The organism is Paraburkholderia fungorum (assembly GCF_046027605.1).
GTDB lineage: Bacteria > Pseudomonadota > Gammaproteobacteria > Burkholderiales > Burkholderiaceae > Paraburkholderia > Paraburkholderia fungorum_F.
Genome location: NZ_JAQQEF010000016.1, coordinates 64,340 through 80,203 on the forward strand (window position 1 = coordinate 64,340; position 15,864 = coordinate 80,203).

General features: G+C 60.5%; 7 protein-coding genes. 3 read left to right on the forward strand and 4 right to left on the reverse strand.

Annotated elements, in window-relative coordinates; genetic code table 11:
• Positions 1 to 9 precede the first annotated feature (9 nt).
• From PQR53_RS24615 to PQR53_RS24630, 4 genes are all read right to left on the reverse strand, one after another.
• On the reverse strand, positions 10 to 8,151 hold the full coding sequence (locus tag PQR53_RS24615; RefSeq protein ID WP_408459677.1) for a non-ribosomal peptide synthetase: 8,142 nt from the start codon (positions 8,149 to 8,151) through the stop codon (positions 10 to 12).
• 658 nt (positions 8,152 to 8,809) lie between these two features.
• Positions 8,810 to 10,420, reverse strand: coding sequence for an FMN-binding glutamate synthase family protein (locus PQR53_RS24620; RefSeq protein ID WP_408459680.1), 1,611 nt, complete (start codon positions 10,418 to 10,420; stop codon positions 8,810 to 8,812).
• A 222-nt stretch (positions 10,421 to 10,642) separates the two neighbouring features.
• Positions 10,643 to 11,836, reverse strand: a complete 1,194-nt coding sequence (gene mnmA, locus PQR53_RS24625) for a tRNA 2-thiouridine(34) synthase MnmA (RefSeq protein ID WP_408459683.1) — start codon at positions 11,834 to 11,836, stop codon at positions 10,643 to 10,645.
• 156 nt (positions 11,837 to 11,992) lie between these two features.
• Positions 11,993 to 12,475: an NUDIX hydrolase gene (locus PQR53_RS24630; protein ID WP_408459686.1), complete on the reverse strand. Its 483-nt coding sequence runs from the start codon at positions 12,473 to 12,475 to the stop codon at positions 11,993 to 11,995.
• Positions 12,476 to 12,709: 234 nt separating this feature from the next.
• On the opposite strand from PQR53_RS24630, the gene PQR53_RS24635 reads away from it, so the two are divergent.
• From PQR53_RS24635 to PQR53_RS24645, 3 genes are read left to right on the forward strand one after another with little or no spacing between them, the layout of a single operon-like run.
• Positions 12,710 to 13,852, forward strand: coding sequence for a Re/Si-specific NAD(P)(+) transhydrogenase subunit alpha (locus PQR53_RS24635; RefSeq protein WP_179736173.1), 1,143 nt, complete (start codon positions 12,710 to 12,712; stop codon positions 13,850 to 13,852).
• Between the two features lie 15 nt (positions 13,853 to 13,867).
• A complete protein-coding gene (locus PQR53_RS24640) occupies positions 13,868 to 14,200 on the forward strand; it encodes an NAD(P) transhydrogenase subunit alpha part 2 (RefSeq protein WP_074763055.1) in 333 nt (110 codons plus the stop codon).
• Positions 14,200 to 15,654, forward strand: coding sequence for an NAD(P)(+) transhydrogenase (Re/Si-specific) subunit beta (locus PQR53_RS24645; protein ID WP_408459689.1), 1,455 nt, complete (start codon positions 14,200 to 14,202; stop codon positions 15,652 to 15,654). Before PQR53_RS24640 ends, PQR53_RS24645 begins: the two co-directional genes overlap by 1 nt.
• Positions 15,655 to 15,864: the final 210 nt, after the last annotated feature.

Consider the following 15,864-nt stretch of genomic DNA (forward strand, 5'->3'; position numbering starts at 1 on the left):
AGCGCACGATCAACCCCTTGCTGCAGCGGCAGACAGCTGGTCGAGCAGGCGCAACGTGGCCCGAACCGGGTCGTCCCCAAGCAACACGTGCAACGGGATATTGACGCCGCATCGTGCGCGCAGGGCACTGACGATCCGCAGCGCCTCGAGCGAGTCCGGCTGGAAGTCCAGCAAGGCCGATCCGTCTGGCGCCGCGCCCGCCTTTTCCCGATATATTTCCACGAACACGTTCCAAACGGCCGTCAGATCCACCGCTGCCTTGGTGCGCGGAAGTCTGTAGGGGACCGCGCTGTCGCGATCATAGTTGTCCGGCATACGGTCTTCGACCTTGGGTAAGTCCGCGAGCAGGACTTCCAGCGGGCGGACTGCGCTACACGATTCGGCTGCATCGCCTTGCTGGTCCGTGTTCGCCAGGTCGCGCAACACGTTCCGATATATGTCGGCGATTGTCTCCAATGCATCCTGGCTCAGTACATGCGCGGCCGCGTTGAAGGACAAACGGAGTTGATCGGTAAATGGATCGACTTCGAAGGTTGTGAGCAGCGCGAAGTCCGCGTGTTCGAACCAACGGATGTCGCTGATCAATGCCGCACCGGCGGGGCCTAACCGGTCGCGATATGAACTGAATTCGACAAAGTTGAATCCCGTTTCGACTAGCCGCCGTCCGCCCTGGTCCCGTTGTATCGATGCATATGAATATCGACGGTGAGGAAGCTGCTCGTGGTCGAAGTGCTGAACATCCGCAATCAGTTCGTTCCAGTCGGAATTCACCGACATGCGCACCGACCCGCGCACCGGCACGCGCATCGGCAGGATGTTCAGAAACAACCCGATCATGCGGTCCGCGTCGACATGCTCGGGTCGACCATGTGCGAAGACCCCTGTGGTGACATCCTTCTGCTGCGTGATTAGAGCCAGCACTCGCAGATGCGCGGCCAGACACAATTGGCGAACCGTTACGTTGCGTTGAGTCGCGGATCGCGACAGGCGAGCGTGCAGTCCTTCATCGAGACACAACGAAAGCTCCGACCAGCGGTGATAGGGGTCCTTCTCAGGAACCCGTGGTAGCTTGGTGTAGGGCGCGCCTTGCAGCCTGTGCATCCAGTAGCTTCGCGCCTGCTCATCGTGCTGCGCATCAAGTTCGAGACGAACGTAATCCCGATAGGCCAACGTGCTCTGTTCCGCCGATACCGGCGGCAGGCCAAGGGTGGCACGACGATAGTTATCGAGCAGTCCGGCCATCAGGCGTGAGAAGCTCCAGCCGTCGATGATGGCGTGATGGAAGCTCACCGAGAAGTTGAATCTCTCCTCGCTCAGGCGGTGCACGAAAAAGCGCATGAGAGGTGCCGCGTTCCACTGAAATGCACTCGCCTTCTCAGCTTCAAACCATTGGTCGATCAGCACCTCCTGATAGGCTTCGTTGAGGTGGGACATGTCGTGCACCGCAAGCGCAAGCGTTGCATTCTCGTGTACGAGTTGGAGTGGGCGCGAATAACCCGTCAGAGCGAACGACGTTCGCAGCACGTCGTGCTGGCGGACCATCTGCTCAAGCAAGCCCGCTAGCGCGAGTTGATCGAACGGTAGTTCGATCCTGTAGCTGATCAAGTCGTGAAAAGTGGCCTGCGCAGGGTCTAGCTTGGTATGAAACACCATGCCGAGCTGGAGTTGTGTAGCCGGATAAGCATCGACAACGCCGGCAGGAATGCGTTGCCGGTCCGCGGTGGAGAGCAGCCCGAAGCGCTCGATACCCTGAAGGGACCCGTCCGCCTGCCGCGCTGCGCCGCTCCCAAGCGCGACGTTGTGCTCGAAAAGCTTGCGGATGGTCTGCAGTTGGAACAGATCGGCGAGTGCCACGTCGAACCCGTGCCGACGCAGTGCACCGACCAGACGAATTCCCTGGATGGAGTCGCCGCCCAGCGCGTAGTACGTATCGTCAATGCCGACCTCCTGCGTGCCGAGAACCTGTTGCCACGTCCGAGCCATTTCTGCTTCGGCCGCTGTGCGAGGTGTGGCATGACTACGCGGTGAGCCGGCAGCTTCGGTTTCGGGATTGGGTAGCGCATTAAGGTCCGTCTTGCCATTGATGGTCAGAGGCCAGCTTTCCATCGGCAGAAAGAACGACGGCACCATGTAGCTGGGAAGCATGGCCTGCACATGTTCGCGTAGCGCTTGCACCGCCACGGAATGCGCTTGTTTGACCACGTAGTAGCTTGCCAGGGCCATATCGCCGTTACTGCGTTTGAATGCAATCACCAGCGCGGAAGCGACCGCGGGGTGGTTCACCAAGGCGGCCTCGATGTCGCCGGTTTCAATCCGATAGCCATGGATCTTCACCTGAGCGTCCGCGCGCCCGATATATTCGATATCGCCGCCTGGAAGCCGTCGAGCCATGTCTCCCGACCTGTAAAGGCGCGCGCGCCGCCCACTTCCGCTCAAGTCGCGTTCGACGAAACGTTGCCGGGACTGATCGGGGGCGTTGACGTAACCACGTGCGACGCCTGCGCCAGCGACCACCAGCTCACCCACGGTGCCGATAGGCAGCGGTTGAAGATGTTCGTCCAGAACGTAAAGCGCCAGGTCAGGAATCGGCGTGCCAATCAGGCTGCGTGAAGACAGAACGTCCTCACGACGCACGGGCCGGTACGTCACGTGGACCGTGGTCTCCGTGATGCCGTACATGTTCACCAGGCACGGCTTCTCGTCGCCGAAGTGGCCGATCCAGTCAGCAAGCGCGGCGAAATCCAGCGCCTCGCCCCCGAAGATTACATAGCGCAGCGGGAGTTGGGCAGTGTTTGGACCGCAACGTCGGATCAATTCTCGCTGGTTATTGCGGAAGGCCGATGGCGTCTGGTTGAGGACCGTGACCTCTTTGGTCAACATCAGATCGACGAAGTCTTCCACGGAGCGGCTTGCCCAATAAGGCACTACGACAAGCTCGCCACCGTGGAGCAATGCGCCCCACATTTCCCAGACGGAAAAGTCGAAAGCGAAGGAGTGGAATAAGGTCCAACGGTCATACTCATTGAATTTGAACCACTGATCCGTCGCGCCGAACAAGCGCAATACGTTGCTGTGATTGACCAGCACGCCCTTGGGCCGCCCAGTCGAGCCCGAGGTGAAGATCACATAGGCGCTGCTTTGTGCGCCAAGCTCCGTGGCGGGGCGCGCATCGGCGCCGATCCCGGCGATTGCCTCCAGTGCCGCTCGCGTGCCGAGAATGCAGGGACGCTGCGGCAGCTCGGAAAGCACGGACTCGGTGCCGATCAACAACCGTGCGCCGGAGTCCGCAACGATTGTGGCGATCCGCTGACTCGGATTGGCCGGGTCGATTGGAACATAGGCTGCGCCTGCCTTGATGACAGCCACAATGGAAAGCACCATTTCCAGATCGCGCTCCAATGCAATTGCGACCAGATCGCCAGGCCGCACGCCACATTGGGCGATGTGGGTGGCCAAAGCATTGGCGCGCCGGTCGAGTTCACGATAGGTCCATTCACGCTCGCCGCACGAAACGGCAATCCGATCGCTATGGGCGACGGCCATCGCTTCGAAACGGCCCCTGATATTGTCGTGACCCCCGAGTCCCGGGGCGGTTTCCTGAGCCGGGCCGGCCAGGGCGGCGTCCCGCTCTTTCGCTGACAGCAGCATGTCATCGATCCATTTGCCGTCGCCATGGACGGCAAGGGCGGCGAGCGCGCGTCCGTAGTAGTCAAGATAGCGACTGATCTGTTCGGCACTGAACTGGTTGGGGTTGTAGCCCATGCGATATTCCCAGCCCGCCGAGAACGCGTTCCATCCCACATACACGACAAGCGGGACATTGGTCTGCTCGAAATAGTCGACGGACTCGATCCTTGGCTCGTTCACCGCGGCGTCACGGTTGTGCACATGGAAGTTGGTGAAGTTGAAAATGACGTCAGAGATTGCGGCGCTTCCCGCGACGCGTTGAATGGCGGCCAACGGATACCAGCGATGCGACTGCAACCGTTGTTCGAGCGCAAAACATCTTTCGGCCAGTGCTTTCCAATTGTCAGTGACATTCAACTCGACACGGAAAGGCAGCGTATTGAGGAACATCCCGAGCGCCCGTTCGGCGCCGTCGGTTTCCGGACGTCCATTCGTCACGAGCCCGGTCACGACGTCGCGCCGGTTCGCGACAAAGCCTAGCAGTCGAATGTGGGCAGCCAGGAACACGCTTTTGAGCGGCACGGCCCAGTCGCATGCGCGTTGCCGCAGCGCGTCGATCAACCGCGGATCGAGCGGGCGGCCCATGACAGCGACTTCCATCGACGTGCCCGGCTTACCGGATACGTCCGCCAGGCGAGGCAGTTCGAACGTCTCGGCCGGACCCAACAGGCCGCGCCAGAATTCAGCTTGTTCAGCGTCGCCGATGGCGCGTTGCTCCAACTCCGCATAACGTTTCTGAGCCATCTGGGTCGCGTCAGTTGTGCTTCGCACGATATCGCGGCCGGCGAGTATGTCGCTATAGCAATTGACCCATTCCTCGAGTACGGATGCAACGCTCCACCCATCCAGAATGGCATGGTGAAATGCGAAGCCGACCACGACCTGGTTGGGCCCGGTGACAAAAAAACGCAGCCGGTAGGCGGGACTTCTTGCAGGGTCGATCGGCGTGCGTTTTTCGTGTTCTACCCATTGACCGATGAGATCCTGTCCGGATGGACATTCGACGACCTCCACCGGCAATGCGGGAGCGCTCTCGATCACCATGCGCGGCTCGTCCCAGGTCTCTGTATCGAAGCGTGCGCGCAGGGTGGGATGTTGCTCAGCAAGTATTCTCCAGGCGCTCACCAGCGCAGCCTTGTCGACTCGGGGCACCTCGACCCGGTAGCGGAAAATATCGTGGTAGACAGGTATCTCCGGGTTGAGCCGGCTGTGATAGATCATGCCAATCTGGAGTTGGGAGGCCGGCCACGAATCCAGATCGCGATTGTCAGCGGCCGCTGTCCCGGCCGCCTCATGGTGTTCGTTTGGACGACGCGCAACGGAGGCCAGGTCGGCCAATCGGTGATGTGAGAACAAATCGGCAATCGTGATCTCGTACCCGGCGTCGCGCATGACTGCGATCAAGCGGATACCGAGGATGGAGTCGCCACCCAGCGAGAAGAAGCTGCTATTTCGACCCACGTCGCGGACATTGAGAATGTTCTGCCAGCAGCGAGCAATGCATTGCTCGTGCAGCCCCTTTGGCGGTTCCAGCAAACTGGTGTCCGCGTCGGCATGCTCATGAATCGGCGGATTGGGAAGTGCTTTGCGGTTTAGCTTTCCATTGGGAGTCAACGGCATGTGGTCCACCCGCATGAACGCCGATGGGACCATGTACTCCGGCAACTTTCGGGCGAGTCTGGACGTCAGCTCCGTCGCTTCGCATTCCGTCCCGGAGCGGTAATAGCCAACGAGTAGGGTGGCTCCGCTTGGTGCGATGAAAGGACGCACGGCGGCTTCTCCGCATTCAGCCGCTTCACGTAAACAGGCTTCGATTTCGCCTAACTCGATACGGAGTCCGCGCAGCTTGATCTGGTCGTCGATACGTCCGAGATATTCAATTGCACCGTCGGCCCGAAAACGCGCCAGATCTCCGGTCTTGTAAAGCCGTGCATTTTTCTCGCCGCTGAATGGATCGCTCACGAACCGTTCAGCAGTCAGCTCGGGGCGGCCGTGGTAACCACGTGCGAGACAAATGCCGCCGATGTGGAGCTCGCCGGGCAAGCCTGCCGGTTGCGGATTACCTGCCTCGTCGAGTACATAGAGCCGAACATTGGAGATCGGCTTGCCGATCGGCACAGCACCGTGGACGTCGTCCCGCGTGCAGTGCCAATGCGATACATCGATAGCGGCTTCGGTCGGCCCGTAAAGGTTGTGCAGCTGCGCCGTGAACTGTTCGTGGAAAGTGCCGACGGTGGTTGCCGATAGCGCTTCGCCGCTGCTGAAAACAAAGCGGAGCGTGGGTAGCGGGCCAACTTCGCTGTCCAGGAACAGTTCGAGCATGGACGGCACGAAGTGCGCAACCGTCACATCGTATCTGCGAATCGTGTTTGCCAGCGCCGCGGGGTTTCTGTGCACGCCCGGTTCAGCCATGACAATTCCCGCGCCGTACATCAGTGGCCAAAAGAATTCCCACACGGAGACGTCGAAGCTGAACGGTGTCTTTTGAATGACACGGTCAGTCGAATCGAGTGGGAATGCTCCCTGCATCCATGCCAACCGATTGGCTAGCGGACCATGTTCGAGCAATACGCCTTTCGGCCGCCCGGTGGAGCCCGAGGTATAGATCATGTAGGCCAGCGAGTCTGCTTCGATCGGCAAGTCCAATGGCGTAACCGGCAAGTCGGCGTTTGCCAGTACGCTGGCCACGTCGACGATCATGGTGCGGGTATTGAGCGCATTCACCCATTGAGTTTGCGTCAGGATCACGGCCATTCCGGCGTCTTCGATCATGTAGTCGACGCGGTCCGGCGGGTAGTCCGGGTCTAGCGGAACATAAGCTGCCTGTGCCTTGTGTATGGCCAGCAACGACACCACCATTTCCACGGAGCGATGCATGAAGACACCTACGAGGTCTTGCTGTCCAACGCCTGTACGCCGCAGATGGTGCGCGAGTCTATTCGCGCGAGACATCAATTCCTCGTAGGTCAGCTTTTCATCCCCGAACTGCAGTGCGATCGCATCAGGCGTCGCTCTCGCCTGACGGTCGATCTCAGCCGTTACGGTTCGCTCCGAATAATCCCGGTGGGTTGCGTTCCAATCGTTATCGAGTTGCGCGCGTTCGGTCTCAGTGAGTATCGGAAGTGTATGGATTGGCAGATCAGCGTGTTTCGGCAACTGGCCGCACAGCTGTTTGAAGTGTCCGATCATGCGGCTGATGGTTGTGGCGTTCAGCAGATCGGTGTCGTATTCGAGTTCGAAGAAAAGGCCGCCGTCTTTGGATTCCAGAGTGAGCTGCAGATCGACGCGCGCACCGGAAACCGCAAACGGGACAGTTCGCGCGATCAGTTCCGGACCGAAATCCGAGGAGACGGGCTCTCGGGCGACTACGATTGAGCGAAGCCAATCGTCGCGATTCCGGTGCTCAGCGCCATCGGTCCTGGCGGAGACTGATTCAATGATATGGTTGAAATCGAGTCGCTGGTTCTCCAATCCACCAACGACCGAATGTCGAACTCGCTCCAACACCATTGGAAAGTTGGGATTTCCACGCAGGTCGATGTGCATCGGCAGCGTATTGGCGAAGAAGCCGATGGCCGCCTGTTCGTTCTCGTGAATGCGCCGGGAGAAAGGTGGGCCGACAACAACTTCGGACTGGCCGGAGTATCGACCGAGCAATACACCCCAAACGGAAAGGATGGCGACGAACTGCTGGCCGCCTGCAAGCCGGAACAACGGGGCAAGCTCATGCTGCGACAATTCGAAGAAGGCAGTTTCGCCGTGGAAATTCCGCTTTGCCTGTACGTCGCCATCGTAAGGAAATGGAAATTCCTTTGATATACCGGTCAACCGTTCTTTCCAGTACGAGCTCTCTTTTCGACCCGGCGTGGTGTCGGCGTACTCTCGATCACGCTCTGCGAATTGACGAATCGCTACGGCGCCGGCAGATGCAAGCGGTACCGACTCACCACGGTGAACAAGTGAAACGTATCGCGCTGCCAACTCGCGGACGAGGACCAATTGAGAGCGACCGTCCGAGATGATGTGGTGGCAGACAATCAGTAGCTTCCATTGGGCATCGGCGACTTGAGCTAGTACCGTGCGCATAAGCGACGGCCTGGCCAGATCAAAGGGCTCGTCAGCCAATGCTCGCAAGCGCTGATCGACAGCACTGCAACCGTCAGTCTTCTGCAATTCGCGTAGATCCAGGCGATGCAGCCGTGCGGATACCCCGGCATACACTTGCCGAACGAGCCCCGAGGGCACGGACGTAAAGCCGGTACGCAATACTTCGTGTTGCACGACGAGTTCGCTCAGCGCGCGTTCCAATGCCGCCTCGTCAAGCCGACCTTCAAGGGAGAGCAGCGTGACAACCTTATAGGGCGCCCGGCCGCACGACAACTGCTCGATAAAGTGCAAACGTTCTTCCGCATGCGAAGCCACACCGGTCAGCAACATTTCACCTGTTAAATTCGACGCGCTCATAAATGAAATCAACTCCAAGACAGTTAACGTAGATTCCCGCGTATTCAAGCGAGCATAAAAGGACTGTCTAACAGCCTTTTATTTAAAGTAGGAATACTAAAATCTATTTGTTCGACTTGAAAATGCGTCGGATTGAATTGGTATCGCGTATCAGCGATTTTCCTGATTCAGGTCAGGACATTTCGGATGAGTTCTTGATCAAGCGGTCGGGCACATTCGGGTTGCAAGATATCAAGACTCTGGAATATTTCATTCAGTGTCCAACGTGATAGCGGTTGCAGGCAGCTATCCCGTAGTGCGTATTCGCGCCGACGTTTGACGGTCCCCGACTGCGCCTGCAATTGCCGCAACACAGGGGATTCCAGTTAGCTTCGCCATATTCGGCCAGAGCGTGGCCGAGATAAAGTCTTGAATTGGTGAGCACCCAGCCGCAGCGGATCCGGACGAGTTGCGCATAAGCGCTGAGCGACTGCAAAGCGAGGTGGGCCATAACCATGAACATTAAGCGGGGGAGAAGACTCCGCTAATGTACGGTCCGGGACCGTGCTTTGTATATAAGACGAGTTCTCAAGGATTCTTATCTTTCTACCGGAACTCGTAATCCACGTCTAAAACGTTGCGACGATCGGCACGTCAGCCGATCGCCACCATAACCGGGTTAAGTCGCCGCCAGCTCAACCTTCGGCGCAAACGAATCGCTCTGCGCCATAGGCCAATATTTTTCGTACAGCGTATAGCGATAGTTGCCGTTCAGAAGATCATTCGGATCGAGATACTTCAACAGTTCGGACATCAGCTGCACCTCATGCGACGACACGCGCCGCACGATGTGATGCGCGCGCAGTTCCGCCGGATGCTTGAGTCCCGCGGCCTGAATGATTTCCTTTAGCGCATGCAACGTGTTGTGATGGAAGTTGAATACGCGGTCGGCTTTATCCGGCACCACCAACGCACGCTGACGTACCGGGTCCTGGGTGGCGACGCCGGTCGGGCAGCGGCCGGTGTGGCAAGTCTGCGCCTGAATGCAGCCCACCGCGAACATGAAGCCGCGCGCCGCGTTGACCCAGTCGGCGCCGATCGCCAGCGTCTTCGTGATGTCGAACGCGGTAATCATCTTGCCGCTCGCGCCGATCCGGATGCGCTGACGCAAGCCGATACCCACCAGCGTGTTGTGCACCAGCAGCAGGCCTTCCTGCAACGGCACGCCGACGTGATCGGTGAACTCCAATGGCGCTGCGCCCGTGCCGCCTTCCGCACCGTCGACCACGATGAAGTCCGGCAGAATCCCCGTCTCCAGCATCGCCTTTGCAATGCCGAAGAATTCCCACGGATGCCCGATGCACAGCTTGAACCCGGTCGGCTTGCCGCCGGACAATGTGCGTAAACGGTCGACGAATTCGAGCAGGCCGCGCGGCGACGAGAATTCGGAGTGAGTGGCGGGCGAGATGCAGTCGCGGCCCATTGGCACGCCGCGCGTCTCGGCAATCTCGGGTGTGATCTTCGCGGCCGGCAGCACGCCGCCGTGACCGGGCTTCGCACCTTGCGAGAGCTTCACCTCGATCATCTTCACTTGCGGTTCGGCGGCCTGCTTCGCGAACTTCTCGGCGCTGAAGGTGCCGTCGTCGTTACGGCAGCCGAAGTAGCCCGAGGCGATTTCCCAGATGATGTCGCCGCCATGCTCGCGGTGGTATTTCGACATCGAGCCTTCGCCCGTGTCGTGCGCGAAGTTGCCTTTCTTCGCGCCGAGGTTCAGCGCCATGATCGCGTTCGCCGACAACGAGCCGAAGCTCATTGCGGAGACATTGAAGATCGACATCGAATAGGGCTGCTTGCGCTCGGGCCCGACGACGATGCGGAAGTCGTGGTTATCGAGCGTGGTCGGCGCGAGCGAGTGGCTGATCCATTCGTGCGCGACGGCTTTGACGTCGAGCTCGGTGCCATACGGGCGACTGTCCACGTCGTTCTTCGCGCGCTGATAGACGATGCTGCGTTGCGCGCGCGAGAACGGTTTCTCGTCGGTATCGTTCTCGACGAAATACTGGCGGATTTCCGGGCGGATGAACTCGAACAGGAAGCGGAAGTGGCCCCACAGCGGATAGTTGCGCAGAATCGCGTGGCGTTCCTGCGTCAGGTCGAACAGGCCGAGCGCGACCAGCACCACCGGCACGATGATCCAGAACCACGAAAGATGATGCGTCGCGGCGAGCGCCGCACAGATGGCGAGCAGAACGGTTGCGCACCACATCGCCAGATAACGTCGAGAAAACATGGGGACTCCAGTGCAGTGAAGGTCGTCACGCAGGGATCGTCGGCGCTGTGAGCGCAGACGGAATCCGTCGCGAAGGGAAACGAACAACTGCTTGTTATGGTGAGGCTAGCTGCGGCTCGAAGGTGAAGCGCGTGGGTGAAGCGTGATGATGAGCCAGGAAGGTGAAGCGCGTGAGGCGGCGTCGAGCGATGCCCAACGTTGCCGCACGATAAAACGCATGGCTCAACGGGCGGTTAGCAACGCGGCCGTTTGCGCCTGGCGCGCCGTGGGCTGCCCGGTCACCGCGTGTTCGATGATGCCGCCGCCGAGACACACGTCGCCATCGTAGAGCACCGCAGATTGCCCTGGTGTGACAGCCCATTGAGCGGCGTCGAAATTCAGTTCGAACAGACCGGCGCCGGCCCCCGTCGCGCTTGCATCCGCGCTTGCAGCCGCGCTTGCATCCGCATTTGCACCCGCACTGAACGTGCACGGCGCGTCCGCTTGCCGGTAACGCGTTTTCGCGCCGCACGCGAAACCGTCGGCCGGCGGCTCGCCTGCAACCCAGCTCGTATTGCCCGCGCTCAACGTATGGCTTAGCAGCCACGGATGCTCGTGGCCTTGCGCGACATACAGCGTGTTCGAGGCAATCTCCTTGCCGGCGACGAACCACGGTTCGCCGCTGCCGTCCTTGCTGCCGCCGAGGCCAATGCCCTTGCGCTGCCCGAACGTGTAGAACGCGAGGCCGATATGTTCGCCGACCACTTTGCCGTCGGTGGTTTTCATCGGACCGGGTTTGGTCGGCAGATAGCGGTTCAGGAAGTCGCGGAACGGCCGTTCGCCGATGAAGCAGATGCCGGTCGAATCTTTCTTCTTCGCGTTCGGCAGCGCGATCTGTTCGGCGATCTCGCGAACTCTGGTTTTCGGAATCTCGCCCAAGGGAAACAGCGTCTTCGACAACTGCGCCTGATTCAGCCGATGCAGGAAGTACGACTGATCTTTCGTATGATCGAAGGCCTTCAGCAGTTCGAAGCGGCCGTTGTTCTCACGCACACGCGCATAGTGGCCGGTCGCGATGGTTTCCGCGCCGAGCGACATCGCGTGGTCGAGGAAGGCCTTGAACTTGATCTCGGCATTGCACAGCACGTCAGGGTTCGGCGTGCGGCCGGCCGAGTATTCGCGCAGGAATTCGGCGAACACGCGGTCTTTGTATTCGGCGGCGAAGTTGACCGCTTCGACGTCGATGCCGATCAGGTCCGCCACCGAGACGACGTCGATCCAGTCCTGCCGCGTCGAGCAGTACTCGCTATCGTCGTCGTCTTCCCAGTTTTTCATGAACAGGCCGACTACGTCGTAGCCCTGTTCCTTAAGCAGCCACGCGGTAACCGACGAATCGACGCCGCCCGACATGCCTACTACGACTTTCTGCTTGCTCATAAGGTGCTCACTGGGTGCTGCGTGACTTCATTGATCGTGGGTTGACCGGGGTTCGGTCGCCTGGTGGGCCGCTCGTGACGGCTCAGGCCCGTTTGTGACGGCTTAGGCCGGACTATGTCTGGCTATGCCGTGGCTGCGGCCGCTTATGTGTGTCGCTTACGTCTGCTTATGTCCGACCGAATGCGTGTGCACAAAGTCGAGCGGGATGCGCCGCCCCGCGAGGTAATCGTCGAGACATTGCATGACGAGCGGCGTGCGATGCCGTTCGGGGCAGGCGCGCAATTCGTCGGCGCTCATCCACAGCGTGCGGACGATGTCGGGATCGAGCGCGCGTGCCGCGTCCGGTTCGCCGCTCGTGCCGCAATAGGTGAAGCGCAGATAGGTCACGCCCTCACTGCCGGGCCGCTCGAAATGCGTCATATACGTGCCGACCAATGCCTCGGGCGCGAACGGATGCGCGGTTTCCTCGAGCGTTTCGCGGATGACCGCTTGCAGAAGCGTCTCGCCCGCTTCCAGATGGCCGGCGGGCTGATTCAGGCGCAGGCCGTCGGCGGTATGTTCCTCGACGACGAGAAAGCGTCCGTCACGCTCGACGATGGCCGCAACGGTGACGTGCGGTGCCCAGATTTCTGGTTTCATGGGTGCGCATTTTACCGTTTATGGGCTTGGGCTGCCGGGAAGTGGGCGAGCGGCGCTGGACGGCCTGCGGCCGGCCTCCTGCCAGACGCCAGCTGGGCCAGGAACCCCGGATTGTCCCCGATTTCTGCGCGCCCCCCTGTTTCGGTTAAAGTGACGCGTTAGCCGTTGCAATTGCAAGCCGGCGTGCCTCGTCGGCGCATCTGTCGTAAAACAGGAAGTCGAGGAGGAGCAAAGATGCACATCGGAGTGCCAGCCGAGACGCGCGCGCACGAAACCCGCGTCGCCGCGACGCCCGAAACGGTCAAGAAGTATGTGACCCAGGGCCACCGGGTCACGATCCAGAGCGGCGCCGGCACCGGCGCGAGCTTTCCCGACGACGCCTTTACGGCCGCCGGCGCGGAAATCGTCGATGCGGCTACCGCATTCGGCGCGGATCTCGTCCTTAAAGTCCAGTCCCCGACTGATGCCGAATTGCCGCTGCTCAAGCGCGGCGCGACGCTGGCCGGCATGCTCGATCCTTTTAATACCGAAAACTCATCAAAGCTGGCGGCAGCGGGCGTCACCGCATTCGCTTTGGAGGCCGCGCCACGCACCACGCGTGCGCAGAGTCTGGATGTGTTGAGCTCGCAGGCGAACATCGCCGGCTACAAGGCGGTGCTGCTGGCGGCCACGCTCTATCCGCGTTTTATGCCGATGCTGATGACGGCGGCCGGCACCGTGAAAGCGGCCCGCGTGCTGATTCTCGGCGCGGGCGTGGCGGGTTTGCAGGCGATTGCGACCGCCAAGCGGCTGGGCGCTGTCATTGAAGCGTCCGACGTGCGTCCGGCGGTGAAGGAGCAGATCGAATCGCTTGGCGCCAAGTTTCTCGACGTGCCGTACGAAACTGACGAAGAGCGTGAAGCCGCGCAGGGCGTAGGTGGCTACGCGCGGCCGATGCCACCTTCGTGGCTTACGCGTCAGTCCGCCCTGGTCCATGAACGGGCCAAACAGGCCGACATCGTGATCTCGACGGCACTGATTCCGGGCCGTGCCGCGCCAACGCTGATTTCGGTGGAAACCGTGCAGGCGATGAAACCCGGCTCCGTGCTGGTGGACCTCGCGGCAGGCCGGGGCGCGGAGTACGAAGGCCGGCGCGGCGGCAACTGTCCGTTGACCGAAGCGGATCAGGTCGTCATCAAACACGGCGTGACGATCGTCGGCTATACGAATCTGGCCTCGATGGTGCCCGCCGACGCGTCGTCGCTCTACGCACGCAACCTGCTCGACTTCCTCAAGCTGATCATCACGAAGGAAGGCGCCCTGAACATCGATCTCGCAGACGACATCGTCGCGGCCACGCTGCTGGCCCGTGACGGTGAAGTCACGCGCAAGGCATAAGTGGAGAGTGCGGCAATGGAAGTCATCAACCACACCGTCATCAATCTGATCATTTTCGTGCTGGCGATTTATGTCGGCTACCACGTCGTCTGGAACGTCACGCCCGCGCTGCATACGCCGCTGATGGCGGTGACCAATGCCATCTCGGCGATCGTGATCGTCGGCGCGATGCTTGCCGCCGGCCTCACGCTGGGCACGCCCGGCAAGTTCTTCGGCACGCTCGCCGTCGCGCTTGCCGCGGTGAACGTGTTCGGCGGCTTTCTCGTCACGAGGCGAATGCTGGAGATGTTCAGGAAGAAGGAGCCGAAGAAGCTCATCGCAGATAAGACGGCCAAGGAGAACGCGTAATGAGTCTGAACGTCGTCACGCTGCTTTATCTGGTCGCGTCGGTCTGCTTCATCCAGGCGCTCAAGGGACTGTCGAATCCGAAGACGGCCCGCATCGGCAATACCTTCGGCATGGCCGGGATGGCGATTGCGATCCTCACCACCATTGCGTTGATCATCAAGCAGGCTAACGGGCTTGGCTCGAATCTCGGTTTGGGGCTCGGCCTGCTGCTGGTCGCGCTGGTGATCGGCGGCGCGATCGGTGCCTTTGTCGCCGCGCGCGTCGAGATGACCAAGATGCCGGAACTGGTCGCGGCGATGCACTCGCTGATCGGTCTCGCTGCCGTATGTATCGCGTATGCGGTGGTGTCGGAGCCGTCCGCGTTCGGTCTGGTCGATCCGGAGAACACGACACCTGGTTTCCTGCCTTATGGCAATCGCGTCGAGTTATTCATCGGTACGTTTGTCGGCGCGATTACGTTCTCCGGTTCGGTGATCGCGTTCGGCAAGCTGTCGGGCAAGTACAAGTTCCGGTTGTTTCAGGGCGCGCCAGTTGTTTATGCAGGGCAGCACCTGATCAACCTGCTGCTCGCGCTCGGGATGCTCGGCTTCGGCGTGATCTTCTTCCTCACGCAGGCGTGGCTGCCGTTCATCATCATGACGATCATCGCGTTCGTGCTCGGCGTGCTGATCATCATTCCGATCGGCGGCGCGGATATGCCGGTGGTCGTGTCGATGCTGAACTCGTACTCGGGTTGGGCGGCGGCAGGGATCGGCTTCTCGCTGAACAATCCGATGCTGATCATCGCGGGCTCGCTGGTGGGTTCGTCGGGTGCGATCCTGTCGTACATCATGTGCCGGGCGATGAATCGCTCGTTCTTCAACGTGATTCTCGGTGGCTTCGGTAACGAAGCGGGTGCGGCGGCAGCGGGTGGTTCGGCGGAACAGCGTCCGGTGAAATCGGGTTCGGCCGACGATGCGTCGTTCATGCTCGGCAATGCTGAAACCGTGGTGATCGTGCCGGGTTACGGGCTTGCCGTGGCGCGTGCGCAGCACGCGTTGAAGGAGTTGACCGACAAGCTGGTCGAGAAGGGCATCGAGGTGAAGTACGCAATTCACCCGGTGGCCGGCCGCATGCCGGGCCACATGAACGTGCTGCTCGCCGAAGCTGACGTGCCCTACGACATGGTCTATGAAATGGACGACATCAACGGTGAGTTTGGCCAGGTCGACGTGGTGCTGGTGCTCGGTGCGAACGACGTGGTGAACCCGGCGGCGAAGAACGATCCGAAGTCGCCGATCGCGGGCATGCCGATCATCGAGGCGTACAAGGCGCGCACGGTGATCGTGAACAAACGTTCGATGGCCGCTGGTTACGCGGGTCTCGACAATGACCTGTTCTACATGGACAAGACGATGATGGTGTTCGGCGATGCCAAGAAGGTGATTGAGGATATGGTGAAGGCGGTGGAATAGCGGGCCTGGGTTGTTCAGGGCCTGGTTGTTCAGCGTGTTGGTGGTTCGCGGCTGGGCTCGCGGCGGACCGTAAGTCACTGAGCATGCAGCTCGGATGCGCGCGCGAAATTTTGCTGACGGAGCGGCTTCCTGATTTGCCGCCTGGACCATGGGCACTTATGGTCCGGGCGGGTCGTCGGTCCGCGGCACGTCCAGTTGGACTACTCGATT

What these genes read in the sequence shown, in the direction of transcription:
- PQR53_RS24630 (WP_408459686.1), bottom strand. Translation starts at nt 12,475, where the DNA reads ATGAAACCAGAAATCTGGGCACCGCACGTCACCGTTGCGGCCATCGTC.
- mnmA (WP_408459683.1), bottom strand. Translation starts at nt 11,836, where the DNA reads ATGAGCAAGCAGAAAGTCGTAGTAGGCATGTCGGGCGGCGTCGATTCG.
- PQR53_RS24615 (WP_408459677.1), bottom strand. Translation starts at nt 8,151, where the DNA reads ATGAGCGCGTCGAATTTAACAGGTGAAATGTTGCTGACCGGTGTGGCT.
- PQR53_RS24640 (WP_074763055.1), top strand. Translation starts at nt 13,868, where the DNA reads ATGGAAGTCATCAACCACACCGTCATCAATCTGATCATTTTCGTGCTG.
- PQR53_RS24635 (WP_179736173.1), top strand. Translation starts at nt 12,710, where the DNA reads ATGCACATCGGAGTGCCAGCCGAGACGCGCGCGCACGAAACCCGCGTC.
- PQR53_RS24620 (WP_408459680.1), bottom strand. Translation starts at nt 10,420, where the DNA reads ATGTTTTCTCGACGTTATCTGGCGATGTGGTGCGCAACCGTTCTGCTC.
- PQR53_RS24645 (WP_408459689.1), top strand. Translation starts at nt 14,200, where the DNA reads ATGAGTCTGAACGTCGTCACGCTGCTTTATCTGGTCGCGTCGGTCTGC.